The organism is Minwuia sp., from assembly GCF_048263705.1.
GTDB lineage: Bacteria > Pseudomonadota > Alphaproteobacteria > Minwuiales > Minwuiaceae > Minwuia.
In genome coordinates this window covers 151,647-171,886 of record NZ_JBLXDV010000009.1, presented here as the reverse complement: position 1 = coordinate 171,886, position 20,240 = coordinate 151,647, and the positions used below count along the sequence as shown (strand labels likewise).

Genomic DNA, 20,240 nt, shown 5'->3' with positions numbered 1-20,240 from the left:
CTGTCATCTTTGTGGCATAGGTCTGCCGGGGAGATCGCCAACCGATCGCATGAACGCAGGAGAATATCGATGAAGAAACTGATGCTGGCCGCCGTGGCCGCAACTGTCACCGCCGTCGCAATGGCGACATCGGCCTACGCCGATGTATCGGGCAAGCTGGTGGTCTACACCTCTCAGCCGAACAAGGACGCCCAGGCGACCGTCGATGCCTTCGCGGCGAAATACCCGGACGTCGAGGTCGAATGGGTACGCGACGGCACGACCAAGATGATGGCCAAGCTGCGCGCGGAATTCGAGGCCGGTGCACCGCAGCCCGACGTACTGCTGATCGCGGACATGGTCACCATGGAGGGTCTGAAGCAGGAAGGCCGCCTGATGGCGCATGCCGATGCGGACGTCTCGGCCTACGATCCGGCGATCATGGACCCGGACAAGCATTATTTCTCGACCAAGCTGATCACCACCGGCATCGTCTACAACACAAATGCACCGATGAAGCCGACGTCCTACAAGGATCTGCTGAAGCCCGAAGCCAAGGGCAAGATCGCCATGCCGTCGCCGCTGACGTCGGGGGCCGCCACGATCCACATGGCCGCGCTGACCTCGAACCCGGATCTGGGCTGGGCCTACTACGAAGGTCTCGCCGATCAGGGCGCGAACCCCAAGGGTGGCAACGGCGGCACCTACAAAGCCATCGCCGGGGGCGAGAAGCTGTATGGCTTCGTCGTCGACTTCCTGCCGATCCGCAACAAGCTGGAAGGCGCGCCGGTCGAGTTCGTGTTCCCGACCGAAGGCGTGTCCGCCGTGACCGAACCTGTCGCGATCCTGTCGACCGCGAAGAACCCGGCCGCCGCGAAGGCGTTCGTCGATTTCCTGCTCTCGCCGGAGGGCCAGAAGCTGGCCGCTTCGCAGGGCTATCTGGCGGCGCACCCGGCGATCGACCCGCCCGAAGGCTTCCCGGCACGCAGCGAAATCAAGCTGATGGATTTCGATCCGGCTGACGCGTTGAAGAACAGCACGGCCAACAAGATGAAGTTCGAAGACATCTTCGGCGGTTGAACGGACTGTCCAAACGACTGAACCGGAGCGGCGAGGGCATCACCCTCGCCGTTCTGCTTTGCGTCGGGTTCGTGCTGCTGGGCCTGCCGCTGGGGCTGCTGACCGTGATCGGCATCGCGCCGGAGGGGGCCTTGACGCTCGGCCCACTGGCCGAGGCGCTGGACAGCCGCTCGGTGCAGCGGGCCCTGGTCAACAGCATCGATTCCAGCCTGTTTTCGGCCTTGTTCGCGACGCTGGCCGGGGGCGCGCTGGCCCTGCTGATCGGTCTGACCGACGTGCGCAACAAGGGGCCGTACGTCTTCCTGATCCTGCTGCCCATGATGATCCCGCCGCATGTCACGGCGATCGCCTGGATCCAGGCGCTGGGCCCGGCAAGTCCGCTGCTGCAATGGCTGGGAATCGCGCCGGAGGTCGGCTCGACCCATCCGCTCTACTCGCGCGAGGGCGTCATCGCGCTGCTGTCGCTGCAGCACAGTCCCATCGCGTTTCTGGTCGTCCGCGCGGCGCTGCGCAACCTGCCGGGGGAGTTGAGCGACGCAGCACGGGTCTTCGGGGCGCGACCGGGACGCATGATGGGACGCGTGGTGCTGCCGCTGCTGCTGCCGAACCTGATCGCGGCCTTCGCGCTGTCGTTCGTTTCCGCGATGGGCAATTTCGGCATCCCCGCGCTGTTGGGCATTCCCGCGCGCTACACGACCATGCCGGTGCTGATCTGGCGGCGGCTGTCCAGCTATGGCCCGGACGTACTGACCAATGTCGCCATCATCGCGGTGATCATCGGGATGGTGGCCGTGCTGGCCGTGGCGATCCAGATGATCCTGCAACGCCGCGCCGAGGCCGCGCTGGTCGGCCTGCCGCAGCGCCCGCTGGCCCTGCGACTCGGGCCCGCACGCCTGCCGGTCGAGATCGGCATGTCGCTGCTGATCGCCGCCGTGCTGGTGTTGCCCGTCCTGTCGCTGCTGGCGACGGCGCTGGTGCCGACCTATGGCGTGCGCCTGTCGATGGACACGGTCACGCTGAAGAACTTTTCCGAGATCCTGTTCAGCCAGACGGTCACGCTGCGCGCCTTCGCCAATTCGACGCTGATCGCCGGCATCGCGGCCGTTCTGCTGGGGTTCTTCGCCATCGGACTGGGATATTTCATGACCCGCCGGAAAGGCAGCTTTGCCAGCCGCAGCACCCGCAGCCTCAGCACGCTCGCCGACATTGCCTACGCGGTGCCGGGGCTGGTGATCTCCATCGCCTGCATTCTGGCCTTCATCCGCCCGCTGCCGGTGATTGGCGTGACCTTCTACAACACGCTCTGGATCATCCTGTTCGCCTATCTGATCGCGTTCCTGTCCATTGCGCTGAAACCTGTCGCGGCAACCTATCAACAGATGGACAGCAGCCTGGACGACGCCGCGCGGGTCAGCGGTGCGCGCTTCATCCGGCGCATGGCACGCGTCTTCCTGCCCATGGCGGCACCCGCCGCCGCGTCGGGTGCGTTGCTGGTGTTCCTGACGGCCTACAATGAAGTCACGGTGTCGGCGCTGCTCTGGTCGACGGGCAACGAAACCATCGGCACGACCATCTTCAACTATGAAGATGGTGGCTACACGACCCTCGCGGCGGCCATGTCGGCGGTGACGGTCGTCGCGACAGTGGTCCTCATGCTGCTGCTGGACCGCGCGGGCCGTCACGCCCCGGCCGGCATCGTACCGTGGCGGGATTGAAGCAGCCCTCGGGGCCGGCGTTCGATGCAGGGCTGGGCGCCGGAATACAGTTCCGGTGCGGGTGGTGGTTCTGCATGACCGCACCCACGCACTCTCCCGCGGTCCGGGACTTGATCCCGGGATCCGGTACGACCTTCAACTATTGAAAAACAGCAATGGATATCTAGAGTGTTTTTCGTTTTCATGGAATCACCATGAAAAAGAAATAACGCAACTCGCACAGGTAGTTGCCATTCTTGAAAACAGTCTGAATGGTTCCATTCAGACTGTTTCCGCCCTAATGCGTGTCAGGCAGCAGCCAGCCGTCGGTGATCCTCAATGACAGCGTTTCGCCGACCTGCACCGGCCGGCTGGCGCGCACGATCAGCGGCGCATCCGCACCATTCAGCCCGACGCGACATTCCCAGACCCCGCCACGATAGCTGACCGTCTCGACCTTTCCGGCAATGCCATCGTCCGCAATCCGGATCCATTCGGGGCGGATCAGTACCGACGCCTTCCCGGTTCCGGTGCTCTGGGAACAGGCCACGTCAATCTTGGTTCCGGCGATCCGGATCGCAGCCCGTCCGCCATCGGTGGAGAGGCAGTCCGCTTCCAGAACGCCGCCCGTCCCGACGAAATCGGCGACAAAGGCACTGTTGGGCCGGGCGTAGACGTCGTGCGGTGTCGCAATCTGTTCGAAGCGACCATCGCGCATGACGGCGATCGTGTCGGCCAGCGCCATCGCCTCGCGCTGATCGTGCGTGATGTAGAGCGTGGTCGCGCCGGATCTCTGATGAAACAGCCGCAGCTCGGTTTCCATGGAGTCCCGCAGATGCGGGTCGAGGTTGGCCAGGGGTTCATCCATCAGCACGATCCGCGCGCCGCTGGCCAGGCACCGGGCCAGTGCCACGCGCTGCCGTTGTCCGCCGGACAGTTCGGCGGGCCTGCGCTCCGCATAGGGCGTCAGTTCGACGGTTTTCAGATGTACGGCGGCCTCGGATCTGGCGCTGCGCCGGCCGCTGCCAGCGGACTCGATCGGGAAAGCGACATTCTTCAGCACCGACATATGCGGCCAGAGCGCATAGGACTGGAAGACGACGCCGACCTGGCGGTCTTCCGGGGACAGATGCCGGCCCGGCCCGGCGATGGCTTCCCCGTCCAGCGCGATTTCGCCCGCATCCAGCGTCTCCAGCCCGGCGATCAGGCGCAACAGTGTGGACTTCCCGCAGCCGGACGGACCCAGCACGACAAAGAACGATCCCTGCGCCACCGACGCGGAGAGCGTATCGACGGCGGTCTCGGAACCGAAACGCTTGGTCACGTCCTTCAGATCGATCGACATGGTGGGAGAAACTCTATGGAGATTATGACAAGCGGGTGACTGTCGGTTCAGATATTATTTCAGCTCGACCGGCTGGCCGTGCGGGGTGGCCAGGTAGGCCTCGCGCCATGCGGCCTTGCGTTCTTTCACGGCGCTGGTGCTGGCAAGGCCCTTCTCGCGGCAGAGACGTTCCAGCGCGGCCAACCAGTGATGGTAATAGGTGTCGCCCAGGTCGGCATCACCCGCCGCTTGCGCCGCCTTGATCTCGTCGGACAGGGTCGCCGCCCATTCGTCCCAGCCGAAATGTCCTGCCTCGTGCAGCCTGACGGCGAGCGCAAAGGCTTCCGCCTCCCACGGTTCGCGGAACGTCGGGCCTTCGCTGTCCTTCGGGATGCCGGGCAGGTCTTCGGGCGCGGCAGTCACAGCGCCTCCAGATAGGGTTCCCAGAGGTCGATTTTCACGGATCCGCCGAATGCATCCGGGCCCCACAGGTCTGTCGCCTCGAAACGCACGGTGTAGAGGTGCTCGCCGTGCCGCTCGCCCCTGGCGCTGGCGTCGGCAAAGACGTGGCCGCCGTGGTGCAGGACGATCTCGCCCACATGACCGCGGACATAGCGCGGGATACGGGTGTGGCCTTCCGGGTTGATGTTCCGCGCGCGTACCCGGTCGCCGACCGCAAACGATGGCGCGGCGTCGATATCCATGCTGGCGGGCCCGCCTTTCAGGAAGGTCTGGTCGACCGTGCCGCCTTTCAGCAGGCGGATGGAGTCCGGATCGGCCTTGCCCGCGGCCTTGGCCGTGGCCAGTTCCTCTTCGGTGATCAGGCCCTTCTGCAGCAGCAACCGCTCGGACGCATCCAGCCACTTCTCGTAGTAGCTCGCGCCCAGATAGCGGTCCGGGTCCATGGTCTCGCGGGCGAATCGAGCCTCGTCGATGCTCCACTTGCCCAGGAATCCGGCCGCCAGCGTGACCGCAAAGGCGCGGCGTTCCCATTCGGCGTGGAACAGCTCTTCCCTGTCTTCTGGGTCCGGATCGATCGGACCGAAGCCGTGCATGCCGCCCATGTCGTGCGGGCCGTTCATGCGGACACGCTCCGGGGGTCACGGGCCTTCTCGACACCGATCATGGAATTGCGGCTGACCAGGTCTTCCAGCTGTTCGGACGTCCAGTCCCCGGTCCCGGCGGGGCGCTCGGGGATCACCATGTAGCGCATCTCGGAGGTTGAATCCCAGACGTCGATCTCGACGCTTTCCGGCAGGTCGGTGCCGAACTCGGCCAGCACGCCGCGCGGGTCGATCACCGCCCGGCTGCGATAGGGGTTGGACTTGTACCAGCCCGGCGGCAGGCCCATCGTCGTCCACGGGTAGCAACTGCACAGCGTGCAGACGACAAGATTGTGCCGTTCGGGGCTGTTGAAGACGGCGTGCATGTGCTCGCCCTGACGCCCCGTGAAGCCCATGGAGGCGATCGCTTCAGTCGCGTCGCGTTTCAGCCAGGCCTCGAATTCCGGATCGGTCCAGGCGCGGGCGACGATCTTTGCTCCGTTCCGAGGGCCGACCTTGTGCTCATAGCGTTCGATGATCTCGTCCAGCGCCTGCGGGTCCACCAGTCCCTTCTCGACCAGCAGCGATTCCAGCGCCTTGGTCCGCAGCGCCAGATCGTGCGGCGGCTCGGTATGGTCGTGATCGTGATGATGGCCGTCGTGGGGCATGGCATCCTCCTGCTGTTGTGGCCAATGTTGCCACGGTGCGCCGTCGCTGTCAGCATTTCGACAGTGAATTCAGGGAGAGAACGCGCATGAGCCGGGAAACTGCGGTCGAGAAGGCCGGAACCTATGTCACCGACGGCCCCTTCTTTGCCGAACTGGCGGAGCGGGTGGCGGTGCGGACCGAAAGCCAGAAACCGGACAGCCTGCCCGAACTGCACCGCTATCTGGACACCCTCATCGAACCCGCGTTCCGGGCCATGGGTTTCACCTGCCGGAAGTTCGAGAACCCGCTGGGGCTGGGGCCGGTGCTGCTGGCCGAGCGGCACGAGGGCGACGATCTGCCGACGGTGCTGGGCTATGGCCACGGCGATGTCATCCGCGGGCTGGAGGACCAGTGGACCAGGGGGCAGGGCCCGTGGATCCTGACACAGGACGGGGATCGCCTCTACGGCCGCGGCACTGCCGACAACAAGGCGCAGCACACGCTGAACATGAATGCGCTGCGCACGGTGATCGAGACGCGCGGTACGCTCGGTTTCAACGCCAAGTTCATCGTCGAGACCGGCGAGGAGACCGGCTCGAAGGGTTTTCGCGAGGTGATCGAGCAGAACATGGACGCCTTCAGCGCGGATGTCTTCATCGCCTCCGACGGTCCGCGGGTGAAGCCGGACCGGCCGACATTGACGCTGGGTGCGCGCGGGGCCGTGAATTTCGATCTGCTGTGCGATCTGCGCGAGGGCGGGCACCATTCCGGCAACTGGGGCGGCCTGATCGCCAATCCCGGTCTGGTGCTGGCCCACGCCATCGCCAGCATCTCCGATCGGAATGGTGCCATCCGCGTGCCGGAATGGCGGCCCGAGCGCATTGATCCCGCCTCGCGTGAGGTGCTGAAGGATATCGAGATCGACGCGGGCAAGGGCGGACCGACCATCGACACGGACTGGGGCGAGCCGGGCCTGACGCCGCCCGAGCGGGTCTATGCCTGGAACAGCTTCGAGGTGCTGGCCTATCGTACCGGCAACCCCGACCGCCCGGTGAACGCCATCCCGCCGCGGGCCTGGGCGCACTGCCAGTTGCGCTTCATCACCGGCATCGATTTCGACGACATCATCCCCGCGCTGAAACGGCATCTGGAGCGCGAAGGGTTCCCGCAGGTGCAGGTGCTGCCCCCGGACGAGAAGAACGCCGGTGCCTTCGCGGCCAGCGCCACTCCGCTGGAGAACGCGTGGGTCGGACGCATCCGGCAGTCGATGGCGACGACCATCGGCGCGGATCCGGCAATCATCCCCAGCCTTGGCGGGTCGATCTGCAACGACCTGTTCACCGACCTGCTGGGCCTGCCCGCGATCTGGATACCGCACAGCTATGCCGCCTGCAGCCAGCACGCGCCCAACGAACACGTCCTGTTGCCCACCATGAAGTCCGCGTCAGAGATCATGGCGGGTCTGTACTGGGATCTGGGAGCGGAGTGACGCGGTGGCACCGCCCCACCTGTCGGGTTAGCAAGAAACATGAAACACCGGGCTGAGCGCCCTACAGCATCTCGCGCAATTCGGTCTTCAGGACCTTGCCGTAGTTGTTCTTCGGCAGGGCGTCGAGGAAGACATAGTCCTTCGGCCGTTTGAACCGGGCGATGTTGTCCAGGCAGAGCCGGTCCAGTTCGGCCTCCGTCGGCGCATCGCCCTCGGCCACGATGAAGGCCACGACTTCCTCACCCCAGTCCGGATGCGGGCGGCCGACGACCGAGGCTTCGGCGACGGCGGGGTGGCGCAGCAGCACTTCCTCGATCTCGCGCGGATAGATGTTGGTGCCGCCGGAGATGATCATGTCCTTCGAGCGGTCCTTCAGGGTCAGGAACCCGTCGTCGTCGAAGCTGCCCATGTCGCCGGTATGCAGCCAGCCGCCCTTCAGGGTCTCGGCGGTCGCCTCCGGCCTGTTCCAATAACCCTGCATGACCACGGGACCGCGCACGACGATCTCGCCGATCTCGCCCGCGGGCAGGGGGGTGTCATCCGCATCGACCACGCGCACCTCGACATCGGCGCGCGCGATGCCGACCGAACCCAGGCGCTCGGCGAAGCGCGGATGATCCACCATCGTGTGCATGTCGCGGCTGAGACCGGTGATCGTCATCGGGGCCTCGCCCTGGCCGTAGATCTGCACGAACTTCGGACCCAGCAGGTCCAGCGCCTGCCGGATATCGGCCACATACATCGGGCCGCCGCCATAGACGATGGTTTTCAGGTTTGACGTGTCGGCGTCGGCGATGCGGGGATCGTTGATCAGACGATGCACCATGGTCGGCGCGAAGAAGAAGCTGCACCCCGGCCAGCGTTCGATCAGACGGAACGTCTCCGCCGGGTCGAAGCCGCCAGAGTCAGGGATCACGTTCACCGCGCCCTTGGTGACGTGGGGCAGGGCGTACAGGCCCGATCCGTGGCTCAGCGGCGCGGCGTGGATGATGGCGTCGCCGGGGCTGATCTGATCCACGTCGGCGAAATAGTTCAGCACCATCATCAGCAGGTTGCGGTGGCTCAGCATCGCGCCCTTGGGCTGGCCGGTGGTGCCGGAGGTGTAGAACAGCCAGGCGAGGTCGCCGCCGTCGCAGGGGACAGGCTCCGGCGCACCGTTCTGCTGTTTCAGTCCCTCATAGGCGGGTGACCCCGTGATGACGATGCGCGGCGGGTCGGCCATCCCGGACACGGCTTCCTGCACGGCGTCCTGCAGATCCGCCGAAGTCAGCACGACGCGCGACCCGGAATTCTCCAGAATGTAGGCGAACTCACGCGGATGCAGCTTGGCATTCACCGGCACGGCTGCCAGACCGGCCCACCAGATGCCGTAGAGGCCTTCCAGAAAATGCTCGGAATTCTTCTGGATCAGGGCCACCCGGTCGCCGGGTTCAAGGCACGCGCGCAAACCCGCACCCAGCGCAGCCGCGTCGCGGGACAGGTCACGATAGGTCTGTGTGACCTGATCGCCGCGCGCGACGGCAGGCCTGTCGCCATGTACCAGCGCCGCGCGGTGCAGATGTTCCGCCATGTTCATCGGTCACGCCCTCCCCAAGGCACCCGCTTGCGATGTCGAAGCTGACCGGATTCAACCATCTCGCGTTCAGACTGTCACCCCGCCTCCGTGCAGGGAGCGAGCAACTCAAAGAACGCCGCGCGCATCGGGGACTCAGAAAGGCCCCCGGATAAACCGGGGGTGACGGTCTTTGCCCGGTTTCCCCGCCCCCATGACCGTCACCCCCGCTGGAGCGCAGCGGAATGCGATGGCCGGCGCGAATGTCCTGCGATATCGGAGCAGCTCAGGTGCCCGCCGCCGCCCCCATAGATCGGGGTGACAGTCCCGTACTCGGCCATTCATCCGAAGACGGGGCGGCCCTAAACCCGGAAAGGGCGTCGCCCCCGCGCGGCCAGGCGCTGGCCGATCCGGAAGGGGTCGGGCAGTTTCGCGCCTGCGCCCTTGAACTGCGCCTTTGCCTTCTCGATCTGCATGACGTTGCCGATCCGCCGGTCCAGAAAGGCCCAGGTTCTTTCGTGGTTCTCGGAGCGGTCGTTCAGCCAGTACAGCAGCGTCGAGCCGTAGACCCCGGCGAGCAGCGCCCGCTTGGAATAGAAGTTGAAATCCGTCGAGGTGTCGCCGATGGCGCGCCACATCAGATCGACCGTGCGATAGAGCGACTTCATGGCCGTCGGTGCGCGGTGGGGCAGACCCATGTGGTTCAGACCGCGCCGGACGGCCTCCTTGTGCGGTGCAGCCGCTTCCAGCCTCAGCCGCACGCCCGCCGCGATCTTGTCGCGAATGCGCATGTTTTCCAGATCCAGGTCGAGCATGTCGCTGACCATCTGCCGGTCGGCGCTGTCCAGATAATACTGCAACAGATCGTCCGCCCCGCCGGGAAAGGCCCGGTAGGCGTCGAGGGGCTCCAGCCCGGCATCGCGCACGGCATGGCGCAGGGTCGATTCCGTCCAGCCGTCAAAGGTCGCATGCGGCAGCGCGGCGTCCAGCAGTTGCGCGCGCAGATCGCCGATCTCGTCGGTGCTTCCGGTCTCGCTCATCACATCGTCTCCTGCAGGTGAAAGCGGAATTCGCTTTCGAAGATCAGTTTGGTCAGATCATCCATCCGTTGCGGATAGAGCACACCATCCAGATGATCGCATTCATGCTGCACGACGCGGGCGTGGAAGCCGTCGGCCTCGCGTTCGATCTTCTGCCCGTCCAGTCCGTAGCCGCTGTAGCGGATACGCGCGGGCCGTCTGACCAGACCACGCAGGCCGGGGACCGACAGGCAGCCTTCCCAGTCCCAGGCGGTTTCGTCGCCCAGCGGTTCGATCACCGGATTGGCGAGGATGGTCAGCGGCACCAGTACGTCATCGCCGCGACCCGCCGGAACGTGGAACATCACAAGTCGCCGGGGCGCGTGCACCTGGGGGGCGGCAAGGCCGGCCCCGCCGATATCCTCCAGCGTTTCCATCATGTCACCGGCAAGCTGCAGAACCTCGGGCAGGGTCGGATCGTCGATCGGTTCGGCAACCTGACGCAGGACGGGGTGTCCCATCTTCGCAATCTTCAGAATGGCCATGTGGCGTCGGTCTCCCGGTTGGCGGTACAGCCATCATTCTGGCGTCTCGTACGGCAGTTTAAATGTGGCATTCCCGCCCGGCTCCGTATCCGGCATGCAAAAGGGCGGCCCGCGACGGACCGCCCTTTTTTGTTTCTGTCCCGTCTTCAGGTCAGTTGATGGTGATGTAGCGCACGTCCGGCGTGCCCGAATAGATCGGGCGCATGCCCTCCACGCCCTTGCGGACGATGGTGTAATGCTTCCGGCCGCCGCGCAGCTGGATCGGTACATCGTCGTTCATCAGCCGGACCACGTCGCAGGTGTATTTCGCCCGCTCTTCCACCGTCGGTGCCGTCCGCATCTTGACCAGCAGCTCATCCATTTTCGGGTTCTTGTACTTGGTCAGATTATAGGGGCTCTCCGAATGCAGCAGTCCGAACAGCTGCGGACCGACATCCTCGGCATCCTGGATCCGCCAGCCGGACCAGTTGTAGTTGTTGGTGAACACCTTCTGGCGCAGCTGAAGCTGATCGACCGGCTGCAGGTTGGCGGTCACGCCCGCGCGGCGATTGAGCTGCTGCATGATCTCGGCCAGTTCGCGGCCGCGCTGGGTCGCCGTGTGGATCAGTTCATATTCGATCGGCTTGCCGTGCTCCGCTTCATAGGCGGCTGCCGCAGCCTTCGCGGCCTTCAGGTCGGGCTTGCGGTACCCGGCGTCGCACTTGGCGTCCGCACCCAGCGGATGTTCGACCGCCGGAACCGTGCTCTTGAACGAGACCTTCAGGTAGGTCTCCTGGTTCCAGGAATGCTGCACGGCCAGCCGCGCGTTCTTGTCGTCGAACGGCGGTTTCGCGGTGTTCATGAAATTGACGATCGCGCCCTGGCCGACGCGGCTGTGAACCACCAGCCCGTCCTCTTCCTCAGCTTTCAGGATGGTATCGCCGCGGTCCGTCCAGATCATGTCGACATCGCCCGACTGCAGCGCCGCGTAGCGCGTGGCCTGGTCGGGAATGATGCGGAACACGACGCGGTCCAGCGAGACATTGTCCTTGTCCCAGTAGTTGGCATTCCTGTCCACGATCACCCGGTCGCCCGAGCGCCAGTCGGACAGCATGAATGCGCCCGTGCCGATCGGTTCGCGGTTCTGCTTGTCGGCGGCCACATGGGCGCTGGAGGGAATGTAGGTGCCGAAGTTCACGCCGCCGTTCAGCCGTTCCATCGGTGCCCAGGGATGCTTCAGCTGGAAGGTGACCGTGTGGTCGCCGTCGGCCACGACCTTCTCGATGGGCGAGAAGAACAGCCGTCCGAAGTACTTGTTGGCGGGATCGAGCAGACGGTTCCAGTGGTCGGCGACGTCGCGCGCCGTGAAATCGGAGCCATCGTGGAATTTCACGCCCTTGCGCAGGGTGAAGGTGTAGGCCTTGCCGTCGTCGGATGCTTCCCAGGCGGTGGCGAGCTGCGGTTCCAGTTCGCCGCTGGCATCCGGCTGCACCAGACGGTCGGAAATGGCGTTCATCACCGTGCTCGCGGCGACGCCCAGCACGCGGGACTTGATGGCATCGAAGCCGCGCAGATCCGTCTCGATCGCGACCGTCAGCACCTTCTCGGAATGGGATGCGGCAAAGGCCGGCATGCCCGCTGTGATGGCAACTGCGGCGGCAACACCGCCGATCGCCCGTTTGATGGGTTTCATGATTTTCCTCCCGGTTGAAACTGTCCGTTTCTTGTTTTCTTGCCGAAAGTCTCGCCGCATCGTTGCCGTGGGTCAACAGACTGTTGACCGGCAGTCACTTGTCCGTGGCCGCCCGGCGGATATCTGATCGAGACAAGGAGAATGACATGAACAAGCCGAATGACCCGAAGCCGGCGAGCGATATCGTCGGCTATCACGCCCACATCTATTACCGCAACGACGCCGAGAAGGCCGAGGCCGCCGTGCTGCGCAGCCAGCTTTCGGCGCGCTTCGATGTGGAACTGGGACGGTGGCGCGACACGCCCGTCGGCCCGCATCCGCTGCCCATGTATCAGGTCGCCTTCGATACCGGGCTGTTCGCATCGTTCGTGCCCTGGCTGATGCTGAACCGGCGCGACCTGACCATCCTGCTGCATCCCCGGACGGGACAGGACGTGCCCGACCATGCCACCTTTCCGCTCTGGCTGGGTGAGAAGCTGCCGCTGGACATCGCGTTCCTGAAGCAGTTCGACCGTGCCTGAAGGTCTGTCCTAGAGCCGGTTGTGGCGGCCGCCGCCGGTCGGGAAGGCCTGGGAATATCCCACACCGAGCAACAGCGCGAACAGGCAGGCCACGGCGGGAATCTGGACGCTGAAATCGACCAGCGCATGCAGGCCGACCAGCGCGCCGGCCGCGAGGGCGATTCCGGGATAGCCCGCGTCCTGCTGTCTGGCGCGAATACCCCTGAAGCAGGCCAGCAGTACGCCCGCATAGAGCACCAGCAGCAGGATCAGCGCCGGTATCCCTGCGTCGGCAGCGAACTCCAGATAGCTGTTGTGCGCCTTGCTGATGGCATAGACACCGCCGAAATCGGCATTCTTGTAGCTCTGGAAATAGCTCTCGAACGAGCCGCCACCATGGCCGGTGAGGGGCTCGTCGGCGATCGCGCTGAAGGTGCGCTGGAACAGCCAGGGCCGGCCGCCGAGAGATTCCCCGTCGACCTCGGCCTTGCGCTCGAACGTGCCGCCACCGGCAGCGAACAGCACCAGCACGGTGGCGATCACCGCACCGCCCGCGAGGACGGGCAGGCCCGGCAGGCGTCCGCGGCGATAGAACCAGGCCCAGGCCACGACCGCCAGCCCGGCCCCCGTCGAGAACAGTCCGGCCCGTGACTTGGTCAGCAGCAGGGCAAGCAGCAGGATCGCGAGCGCGGTGGCAAGCAAGACGCTGGACAGCCCGAAGCGCGAGGGGGGGCGGATGACCGGGCGCGGCCGGTCGGATCTCGTGTCGCTTTCGGTGTGAAACGTCCGGGCAAGCATGCCGAAGGCCGCCACGGCCGCCAGTCCGGCGAAGGTTGCGAAACTGTTGCGGTTGACGAATGTGGACGTCAGGGAATCCTGATAGGCGCGCTGTTCGATCCCGACGATGGTGTCGCCGCCGGACAGTTCCGCGATCAGGCCGTAGAGCGCGTAGACCGTGCCGATGACGACGATCGCGTACAGATAGATCGCCGCGTTCTCGGGTTCGCGCCCGGTCTGCGCGGCCAGCCAGAAGATCGCGCCATAGCACAGCAACCGCATGGCGGCGGTCGCGGCGTCCGAGGGCGATACCGCGATGGCACCTCTGATGTCCGGTTCGTTCAGGGCCACCGAAGTCGTGGACCAGAGCGGATGCCACATGAACTCGGGGCCGGTGGTCTGCAACAGCATCCAGCCGACGATCAGCATCCATCCGATCACGGGGATCACCGCAGGCGGTCCCGACAGGCGAAACAGGGTCGGGCGGAAGGCGGCGGTCAGCGCCCACACACACAGCAGCCCGGCGATGAACAGCGACAGCAGGGACCAGCTGACCGGCCGGTTGCTGCCCAGCGGCAGCGGTGCAAAGGCGACGCAGGCGATCAGCATGATCACGAACAGCCGCTCGACATAGTTCAGCATGTCGGGATCCCGATCATCAATAGGCGTTCTCGTTCACGAACCCGACCAGCAGGGTGCGCAGGATGATGCGGATGTCCAGCCACAGAGACCAGTTGTCGATGTAGTAGAGATCATACTGGACGCGCATCTCCATCTTCTCGTTGGTGTCCGTCTCGCCGCGCAGCCCGTGAATCTGCGCCCAGCCGGTGATGCCGGGCTTCACCTTGTGGCGGCTGAGATAGTGATCGATCAGTTCGGCGTATTCCTCGTTATGGGCGACGGCGTGGGGCCGGGGGCCGACCAGCGACATGTCGCCTTTCAGCACGTTGAACAGCTGCGGCAGTTCATCCAGGCTGGTCTTGCGGATGAAGGCACCGATCCGGGTGATCCGTGCATCGCCCTTTGTCGCCTGCGCCCCGCCGCGCGCGTCCCCCGCGTCGTTGCGCATGGAGCGGAACTTGTAGACCGTGAAGACATTGTTGTTGAAGCCGTAGCGCTGCTGGCGAAAGATCGCCGGACCGGGGCTGTCGAGGCGGATCAGGATGGCCAGGGTGATCAGCAGCGGCGAGATGGCGATGATGATCAGGGCCGAAAGAATCCGGTCCTCCAGCGCCTTGATGATGTAGTTCCATCCCGACAGCGGCGGTTCCTGAACGACCGTCATCGGCAGGTCGCCCAGATGCCGGACCCGCCGTTCCATCAGCCGGTATCCCAGAGGCTCGGGTGCCAGCGAGACGTCGATGGGGGCCTCGCGCAACTGGTTCAGGACCGCGGCGATCTCCTCTTCCTTCGACCAGGGCAGGGCGACCATGATTTCCTGCACTGTGTTGTTGCGCACGAACAGCAGCAGATCCTTGATCCCGCCGCGGACGGGGATGCCGAACACTTCCTTGCGGCCCGCGCCGGGATTGAGGGTGAAGACCGCCAGCACGTTGATGCCCAGTTCGGCACGGTGTTCCTCGATATGGCGGATCAGCCTCTCGCCCTGCAGTCCCGCGCCCACGACCACCACGTTGCGTGCCAGCACGCCGGAGATCTTCCAGGTCTGGATGCGCCAGGCCAGCGCCATCCGGAACCCGCCCAGCATCAGGAAGCTGGAGATCAGCCAGATGCCGACCCAGATGCGCGAATAGTCCTCCGAGGTCTTCGAGAAGAAGCTGATGGCCAGCAGCGCGAGCGAAACGGCGGTCCAGCCGATCGCCAGGCGGCCGAGCTGGCTGCCGATCCGCTCCAGTTCGTTGAAACGGTACAGGCCCGCGAACTGGAAGGCATTCGCGGCCACCGCGGCGGCGACCAGCATGGCCGCGACATAGGGAGCAGGCAGGACCAGGCTGTCGTGGCGCAGGACATAGGCCAGCCAGCCCGCCAGCAGAATGATGGCAAGATCGAAAAATCGCGTGAACCCGACCAGCAGGCTCGGGCTGGAAGCGATCATCCGCACCCGGCGGCTGTTTTTCGACATCGCAGTGGTCATGAAGTCACCTGGGTTGGGAATCGCCGACTCCGGCAACCATAGTGCCAGTGGCGACCGTCAGATAGGGCGGAGGCCACAAGGCTCAGCGCACCTGCCGCTGCATCTCTTCCAGCCATGCATCGCCCTCGCTCTCCATGGTGACGCGTTCCGGTTCGTTGATTTTCTCCTTCATCGCCATGCGGCCGACGATACCGGACACCTCTCCCGATTTCTGGGCAACGTAGTACCATTTGTAGGCGCGGGCGTGATCGGGGTCTCCGAAGACTCCTTCCTCGTAGGCCTTGGCCAGCCGGACGGCGGATCGCCGGTTCTTTGCCGCAGCCTTGGTGAACCATTCCAGCGCCAGGTCGTAGCTCTGCTGCACGCCGGTACCCGCCGCATAGGAAAGGGCGAGATCGATCATCGCGCCGGCATGCCCCTTGTCGGCGGCGCGCTTCAGGTATTCGACGCCCTTGTCCATGTCCTGGAATTCGAGTTCGGGGTTCCGGTAGATGACCGAGGCGTTGTAGTAGGCGAGCGCCAGATCCTTCTGCGCGGCGCGTTCGAACCATTCCAGTGCCTTGGCGAAACTCTGATGCAGGCCTATGCCGTCGCGGTACAGCTCTCCCAGGATGTTCTGGCCCCGGTCGATGTCGGCCTCCGCGGCGATCAGCGCCCAGCGAACCGCCTCGGCGTGATTTTCCTGCACGCGGCCCTGGCCGTCCTCCTCGATGGGGCGGCCTTCGCCGCTGCGGTAGATGGCGGCCAGCGGGACGGCCGACCCCACGACCCCCAGACTGTAGGCTTCCTTGTAGAGCTCCTCCGCCCTGGGCAGATGCTGGATCACGCCCACGCCGTTGCGATAATGCCAGGCCAGCCGGCTGATGGCCTGCTTGTGCCCCTGTTCGGCGGCCTTCTGAAGCCAGTAGGCTGACTCGATCTTGTCGATCTTCTCGACGCCGCGCCCCCGGAAATAGTCCAGCGCAACGCGAAACTGCGCCGCAGCGTCTCCGGCTTTCGCCTTCTCCAGATTCTCGGCGAAGACGGCGCGCTCTTCCTCGGGCGTCAGTTTCGTCTGTGCAGTTGCAGGATGGGATGCAAAGACCAGCAGGACGATCCCCGTGAGCCACAGTTTGCGAAACATGCCTTTTGCCTCCATCATCGTTGCCGCCTCGGATTCACCTGCGCGAATGCCGGGCCGGACCGCGCATGCGAACGCTTCCGTATCGAAAGCAATTTCAAAAAGCCGCCGCAACCGATATTACTGAACCGGTCAGCGACCTGCCAGATGAGTGAGATGCAAATCCCGTGCTACCCTGGATGAAGAAAGACCGGCGTCAGGAACCGCAGCCCATGTCGAAGGTGCCGCGCGTTCCCGAGGGGGAGCGGATCTACGCGATCGGGGATGTGCACGGTCGGGCCGATCTTCTTCTGGACCTGATCGAACGGATCAAGTCCGACATGAAGCAGGGCACGGCAGCGCGACATACCATTGTCTTTCTGGGCGATTACGTCGATCGGGGCAGCGACAATCGTGAAGTGCTCGAAACCCTGAGCGGCCGTCCCTTCGGCGACACCGAGATGATCTGCCTGATCGGCAATCATGAGGCCGTGATGCTGCAGTTCCTGCAGGATGCCGAGATCGGTCGGGACTGGGTCCGGTTCGGCGGGGACACGACGCTGGCGTCCTATGGCGCGCGCTTGCGCCGGGAGTCGCCCTCGATCGGCGAGTTGCTGAAGGCGCAGGAGACGCTGGCGGCGAATCTTCCCGCCCATCATCTCGATTTCCTCCATGGCCTGAAGCTCAGTTTCCGGGCGGGGGACTATCTCTTCGTGCATGCGGGCATCCGCCCCGGCGTTCCGCTGGAAGAGCAGGACGGCAACGATCTGATCTGGATCCGGAACCGGTTCCTGGATTCCGATGTCGATCACGGATGTATCGTGGTGCACGGACACACGCCGAACCTGGAGGTCCAGAGCCGCCACAACCGGATCGGGATCGACACCGGAGCCTATTTCAGCGGTCGTCTGACTGCTGCGGTGCTGGAGAACGATATCAGGCGGTTCATTGCGACCTGACCGGCCCGTCCCGAGCGGTACGTCTCTTGCTTTGCGGGACGCGGGTACGACACCGGTCCGTGACGGGAAGACTGATGGCAGCAAGTGATGCATACGGGATGAGCGGGCAGGGCGGCAGCCGCGTGCCGTTCTTCGAGATCGCCCTGCCGCCGTTCATCGTCTTCAATTTCCTGTACGGCGCGTTCTACAACCTGCTGCCCGAAGGGTTGATCACGCCGATCGCCGGAGTCCTGTTCGCCGGGCAGACCGCGCTGTCGCTAGTCAGCATTCTCGCCCGGCCCTCGTCGTTCCGCTGGCGGCTGTTCTTTCTGATCAGCAGCCTGCCGATCATCTGGCTGGTGTCGCATCTGATCCTGCAGCACCAGATCGATTTTCCCCAGATGCTGCGGTACCTGGGCCCCTTCTATCTGGGGCTGCTGGTGTTCGGTCACTACGACAAGTTCCCCATCCGCCTGATGGCCTTCATGGCCTGTGCTTCCGTGATCTGGGTGATGATCTGGTCGGCGACCCAGCCCTTCTACCTGCACTCCAACGAGGCGGTGTTCGACGAACCGGTGCCCGGATGGTGGGCCAGCATCGTCGGTAACGGGCGTCTGGCACCGTTTCATGGCGGTCCGGAGAATCCGCATTCCAGCGGATACATGGCGCTGGCCTTCATGCTGGTCATCCATCAGTGCCTGGTCTGGGGCGTTCTGGGATTCCGTGTCGCCGTGGCCTTCATCGGCATGGCGATGCTTTACATCGTCGGCTGTTTCTCGACGCAGGTCCTGTTTGCCGCCGTTGCCTATTTCGGGATCTACGGCATGTACTGGCCGCGCATCCCGAAGGTCCTGAAGGTCACGGCGGGTCTGGTCGGGTTCAGCTTGCTGGTGCTGATCGCAGCCGAGAACGAGGAACGCAAGGCAGCCGTGCGCAACGACACAAACGTGAAGCTGGAAGAACTCGGATCCGGCCGTCTGGGCACGTGGATCGAGCGTGTCGACATCATCTCGGACCGCACGCCCGCCGAAGTCTGGCTGGGCACCGGGATCGGATCCGACAACATGTCGTCGATCATCTGGCGTCTGAAGGAAACCACGTCCCACAACACCTATCTCACGATGATCATCGAGAATGGCGTGATCGGCTTCCTGATCTATTTCGGCGTGCTGATCATGATGATGCTGAAACTGGGACGGCACGGCATTGCCCTGTTCACACCCGTCTTCATCACCGCGCTGATCGGCAACGGTCTCTCGCTCAGACCGATGCCCTTCATGGTGTTTTTTCTCGCGGTAGCTGTTTGCATGTGGGGCATGGCGCGTCAGTATCACCTGCAGAAAGCCGCCGCAGACAGGCGGCGCATGGCGGCCCGCCTGCATGATGACGGCTGGTAGCGGCTGCGATACCGGGGGAAAGCCATGACCAGCGACAACACCGGCCAGAACACGACTGGCCAGAACGCGACCGGCCAGGACAATGCCGACCAGATCGCCTACTGGAACAGCGACAGCGGCGGCAAATGGGTCCGCAACCGTGAACGCATGGACCGCACGCTGAAACCCTTCAGCGAACACGTGATGTCCGTGGTCAGGCCGCTGAAGGGCGAGACCGTGCTGGATGTCGGTTGCGGGTGCGGCGACACTTCGATACGCCTGTCGGAAACCGGTGCCGTGGTTGTGGGTGTCGATGTCTCGCAGCCGATGCTGGCGCACGCCGGCAGCCGGCCCGGCGCGAAGAACGTCCGTTTTGTGCTGGCCGACGCGTCGAGCCACGATTTCGGGGATCAGGCCTTCGATCTCGTCTTCTCGCGGTTCGGGGTAATGTTCTTCAGGGATGCCGACGCGGCGTTCGCCAACATCGGACGCATGGTACGTCCGGGTGGACGGATCGGGTTCGCCTGCTGGCGTCCGCTGTCGGAGAATCCCTGGATGCTGAAGCCCGTGCTGATCGCCAAGGATTTCGTCGACCTGCCGCCACGGCCCGGTCCGGAAGAGCCCGGTCCCTTCTCGTTCAGCGATCCCGAGCGCGTGAAGCGCATCCTGACTGCCGGTGGCTTCGCCGACATCCGCATCGATCCCTATGACCATGACATGTTCATGGGAGAGACGGTGGACGATGCCGTGATCACGGCGATGGAGGTCGGCCCCGTCGGCGGTGCCGCGAAGGAAGCGACGGACGAGACCGTGTCTGCCCTGAAGTCCGCGCTTGCCGCCATGCTGGCCGAACATATGGACGACGGTGCGATCCGGCTGCCCGGTGCCATCTGGTGCGTGACGGCGACGAAAGGCTGATCAGCGTTTCTTCCGGAAGAACGTCCTCAGCAGGTCCGCGGCCCGTTCCTCGTCGATGCCGGGATAGATATCCGGGGCGTGATGACAGGTCGGCTGCTGAAAGAAGCGCACGCCGTTCTCGACCGCCCCGCCCTTGGGATCGCCCGCGCCATAGTACAGTCGCCGAATGCGGGCATGGCTGATCGCGCCGGCGCACATCGCGCAGGGTTCCAGCGTTACATAGAGATCGCATTCGACGAGACGATGCGTCCCCAGGGCCAGCCCGGCCTGCCGCAGGGCCAGAATCTCGGCGTGCCCCGTCGGATCGTTGCGTGAATTGGTCATGTTGCCCGAACGTGCCACGATGCGGCCGGTCGGGTGGTGCACGATCACCGCACCGACCGGGATCTCGTCGCGGTTCAGCGCGCCGCCTGCCGCATCCAGCGCGTGGCTCATGTAACTGGGTTTCTCGAAATCCATGGTGCCATTCAACGGCGGGATGCGGGACGTTGC

Annotated in this window: 19 protein-coding genes; 7 read left to right on the top strand and 12 right to left on the bottom strand. The window is 64.6% G+C overall.

All coding sequences use genetic code 11. The features are described from left to right. The first annotated feature begins 69 nt into the window (after positions 1 to 69). A complete protein-coding gene (locus tag ACN0X7_RS14220; protein WP_417518373.1) occupies positions 70 to 1,059 on the top strand; it encodes an ABC transporter substrate-binding protein in 990 nt (329 codons plus the stop codon). Beyond that, positions 1,056 to 2,774, top strand: a complete 1,719-nt coding sequence (locus ACN0X7_RS14215; RefSeq protein ID WP_417518371.1) for an ABC transporter permease — start codon at positions 1,056 to 1,058, stop codon at positions 2,772 to 2,774. The genes ACN0X7_RS14220 and ACN0X7_RS14215 overlap by 4 nt, the downstream gene beginning before the upstream one ends. Before the next feature lie 277 nt (positions 2,775 to 3,051). Here the strand turns inward: ACN0X7_RS14215 and ACN0X7_RS14210 are convergent, their stop codons facing one another. The 4 genes from ACN0X7_RS14210 to nthA are packed head-to-tail and all read right to left on the bottom strand — an operon-like array spanning position 3,052 to position 5,788. Continuing rightward, the gene (locus tag ACN0X7_RS14210) at positions 3,052 to 4,098 is read right to left on the bottom strand and encodes an ABC transporter ATP-binding protein (protein WP_417518369.1); all 1,047 of its coding nucleotides are present in this window, start codon (positions 4,096 to 4,098) and stop codon (positions 3,052 to 3,054) included. 54 nt (positions 4,099 to 4,152) lie between these two features. Continuing rightward, on the bottom strand, positions 4,153 to 4,500 hold the full coding sequence (locus ACN0X7_RS14205) for a nitrile hydratase accessory protein (protein WP_417518367.1): 348 nt from the start codon (positions 4,498 to 4,500) through the stop codon (positions 4,153 to 4,155). Further along, complete coding sequence (gene nthB, locus ACN0X7_RS14200) at positions 4,497 to 5,159, bottom strand: nitrile hydratase subunit beta (RefSeq protein ID WP_417518365.1); 663 nt, start codon at positions 5,157 to 5,159, stop codon at positions 4,497 to 4,499. Before nthB ends, ACN0X7_RS14205 begins: the two co-directional genes overlap by 4 nt. Next, complete coding sequence (gene nthA, locus ACN0X7_RS14195) at positions 5,156 to 5,788, bottom strand: nitrile hydratase subunit alpha (protein WP_417518363.1); 633 nt, start codon at positions 5,786 to 5,788, stop codon at positions 5,156 to 5,158. Before nthA ends, nthB begins: the two co-directional genes overlap by 4 nt. 86 nt (positions 5,789 to 5,874) lie before the next feature. Here nthA and ACN0X7_RS14190 point away from each other — a divergent pair, with 86 nt between their 5' ends. Next, positions 5,875 to 7,257 (top strand): M20 family metallopeptidase, encoded by a 1,383-nt coding sequence (locus tag ACN0X7_RS14190; RefSeq protein WP_417518361.1) that lies wholly within the window; start codon positions 5,875 to 5,877, stop codon positions 7,255 to 7,257. 61 nt (positions 7,258 to 7,318) lie between these two features. On the opposite strand, the gene ACN0X7_RS14185 is transcribed toward ACN0X7_RS14190, so the two are convergent. The 4 genes from ACN0X7_RS14185 to ACN0X7_RS14170 all read right to left on the bottom strand — a co-directional run bounded on the left by ACN0X7_RS14185 (position 7,319) and on the right by ACN0X7_RS14170 (position 12,045). Then, on the bottom strand, positions 7,319 to 8,833 hold the full coding sequence (locus ACN0X7_RS14185) for an acyl-CoA synthetase (protein ID WP_417518359.1): 1,515 nt from the start codon (positions 8,831 to 8,833) through the stop codon (positions 7,319 to 7,321). 338 nt (positions 8,834 to 9,171) lie between these two features. Further along, a complete protein-coding gene (locus tag ACN0X7_RS14180) occupies positions 9,172 to 9,849 on the bottom strand; it encodes a COQ9 family protein (RefSeq protein WP_417518357.1) in 678 nt (225 codons plus the stop codon). Next, positions 9,849 to 10,373, bottom strand: coding sequence for a peptide deformylase (gene def, locus ACN0X7_RS14175; protein ID WP_417518355.1), 525 nt, complete (start codon positions 10,371 to 10,373; stop codon positions 9,849 to 9,851). The genes ACN0X7_RS14180 and def overlap by 1 nt, the downstream gene beginning before the upstream one ends. A gap of 151 nt (positions 10,374 to 10,524) precedes the next feature. Then, complete coding sequence (locus ACN0X7_RS14170; RefSeq protein ID WP_417518353.1) at positions 10,525 to 12,045, bottom strand: ABC transporter substrate-binding protein; 1,521 nt, start codon at positions 12,043 to 12,045, stop codon at positions 10,525 to 10,527. A 146-nt stretch (positions 12,046 to 12,191) separates the two neighbouring features. On the opposite strand from ACN0X7_RS14170, the gene ACN0X7_RS14165 reads away from it, so the two are divergent. Continuing rightward, complete coding sequence (locus ACN0X7_RS14165; RefSeq protein WP_417518351.1) at positions 12,192 to 12,566, top strand: DOPA 4,5-dioxygenase family protein; 375 nt, start codon at positions 12,192 to 12,194, stop codon at positions 12,564 to 12,566. 9 nt (positions 12,567 to 12,575) lie between these two features. Here ACN0X7_RS14165 and ACN0X7_RS14160 read toward each other — a convergent pair whose 3' ends face one another. From ACN0X7_RS14160 to ACN0X7_RS14150, 3 genes are all read right to left on the bottom strand, one after another. Further along, complete coding sequence (locus ACN0X7_RS14160) at positions 12,576 to 13,964, bottom strand: O-antigen ligase family protein (RefSeq protein ID WP_417518349.1); 1,389 nt, start codon at positions 13,962 to 13,964, stop codon at positions 12,576 to 12,578. A gap of 16 nt (positions 13,965 to 13,980) precedes the next feature. Further along, positions 13,981 to 15,417: an undecaprenyl-phosphate glucose phosphotransferase gene (locus ACN0X7_RS14155; protein ID WP_417518347.1), complete on the bottom strand. Its 1,437-nt coding sequence runs from the start codon at positions 15,415 to 15,417 to the stop codon at positions 13,981 to 13,983. A gap of 82 nt (positions 15,418 to 15,499) precedes the next feature. After that, positions 15,500 to 16,540, bottom strand: coding sequence for a tetratricopeptide repeat protein (locus tag ACN0X7_RS14150; RefSeq protein WP_417518345.1), 1,041 nt, complete (start codon positions 16,538 to 16,540; stop codon positions 15,500 to 15,502). A 209-nt stretch (positions 16,541 to 16,749) separates the two neighbouring features. Here ACN0X7_RS14150 and ACN0X7_RS14145 point away from each other — a divergent pair, with 209 nt between their 5' ends. From ACN0X7_RS14145 to ACN0X7_RS14135, 3 genes are all read left to right on the top strand, one after another. Then, on the top strand, positions 16,750 to 17,475 hold the full coding sequence (locus tag ACN0X7_RS14145) for a metallophosphoesterase family protein (RefSeq protein ID WP_417518343.1): 726 nt from the start codon (positions 16,750 to 16,752) through the stop codon (positions 17,473 to 17,475). A 74-nt stretch (positions 17,476 to 17,549) separates the two neighbouring features. Next, a complete protein-coding gene (locus tag ACN0X7_RS14140) occupies positions 17,550 to 18,851 on the top strand; it encodes an O-antigen ligase family protein (protein WP_417518341.1) in 1,302 nt (433 codons plus the stop codon). A gap of 24 nt (positions 18,852 to 18,875) precedes the next feature. Continuing rightward, on the top strand, positions 18,876 to 19,748 hold the full coding sequence (locus ACN0X7_RS14135) for a class I SAM-dependent methyltransferase (protein WP_417518339.1): 873 nt from the start codon (positions 18,876 to 18,878) through the stop codon (positions 19,746 to 19,748). Here ACN0X7_RS14135 and ACN0X7_RS14130 read toward each other — a convergent pair whose 3' ends face one another. Then, positions 19,749 to 20,207, bottom strand: a complete 459-nt coding sequence (locus ACN0X7_RS14130; protein WP_417518337.1) for a nucleoside deaminase — start codon at positions 20,205 to 20,207, stop codon at positions 19,749 to 19,751. It lies immediately after the preceding gene. Between the last annotated feature and the right edge of the window lie 33 nt (positions 20,208 to 20,240).

What these genes read in the sequence shown, in the direction of transcription:
- ACN0X7_RS14220 (WP_417518373.1), top strand. Translation starts at nt 70, where the DNA reads ATGAAGAAACTGATGCTGGCCGCCGTGGCCGCAACTGTCACCGCCGTC.
- ACN0X7_RS14210 (WP_417518369.1), bottom strand. Translation starts at nt 4,098, where the DNA reads ATGTCGATCGATCTGAAGGACGTGACCAAGCGTTTCGGTTCCGAGACC.
- nthB (WP_417518365.1), bottom strand. Translation starts at nt 5,159, where the DNA reads ATGAACGGCCCGCACGACATGGGCGGCATGCACGGCTTCGGTCCGATC.
- nthA (WP_417518363.1), bottom strand. Translation starts at nt 5,788, where the DNA reads ATGCCCCACGACGGCCATCATCACGATCACGACCATACCGAGCCGCCG.
- ACN0X7_RS14190 (WP_417518361.1), top strand. Translation starts at nt 5,875, where the DNA reads ATGAGCCGGGAAACTGCGGTCGAGAAGGCCGGAACCTATGTCACCGAC.
- ACN0X7_RS14185 (WP_417518359.1), bottom strand. Translation starts at nt 8,833, where the DNA reads ATGAACATGGCGGAACATCTGCACCGCGCGGCGCTGGTACATGGCGAC.
- ACN0X7_RS14180 (WP_417518357.1), bottom strand. Translation starts at nt 9,849, where the DNA reads ATGAGCGAGACCGGAAGCACCGACGAGATCGGCGATCTGCGCGCGCAA.
- def (WP_417518355.1), bottom strand. Translation starts at nt 10,373, where the DNA reads ATGGCCATTCTGAAGATTGCGAAGATGGGACACCCCGTCCTGCGTCAG.
- ACN0X7_RS14170 (WP_417518353.1), bottom strand. Translation starts at nt 12,045, where the DNA reads ATGAAACCCATCAAACGGGCGATCGGCGGTGTTGCCGCCGCAGTTGCC.
- ACN0X7_RS14165 (WP_417518351.1), top strand. Translation starts at nt 12,192, where the DNA reads ATGAACAAGCCGAATGACCCGAAGCCGGCGAGCGATATCGTCGGCTAT.
- ACN0X7_RS14160 (WP_417518349.1), bottom strand. Translation starts at nt 13,964, where the DNA reads ATGCTGAACTATGTCGAGCGGCTGTTCGTGATCATGCTGATCGCCTGC.
- ACN0X7_RS14155 (WP_417518347.1), bottom strand. Translation starts at nt 15,417, where the DNA reads ATGACCACTGCGATGTCGAAAAACAGCCGCCGGGTGCGGATGATCGCT.
- ACN0X7_RS14150 (WP_417518345.1), bottom strand. Translation starts at nt 16,540, where the DNA reads ATGTTTCGCAAACTGTGGCTCACGGGGATCGTCCTGCTGGTCTTTGCA.
- ACN0X7_RS14145 (WP_417518343.1), top strand. Translation starts at nt 16,750, where the DNA reads ATGTCGAAGGTGCCGCGCGTTCCCGAGGGGGAGCGGATCTACGCGATC.
- ACN0X7_RS14140 (WP_417518341.1), top strand. Translation starts at nt 17,550, where the DNA reads ATGGCAGCAAGTGATGCATACGGGATGAGCGGGCAGGGCGGCAGCCGC.
- ACN0X7_RS14135 (WP_417518339.1), top strand. Translation starts at nt 18,876, where the DNA reads ATGACCAGCGACAACACCGGCCAGAACACGACTGGCCAGAACGCGACC.
- ACN0X7_RS14130 (WP_417518337.1), bottom strand. Translation starts at nt 20,207, where the DNA reads ATGGATTTCGAGAAACCCAGTTACATGAGCCACGCGCTGGATGCGGCA.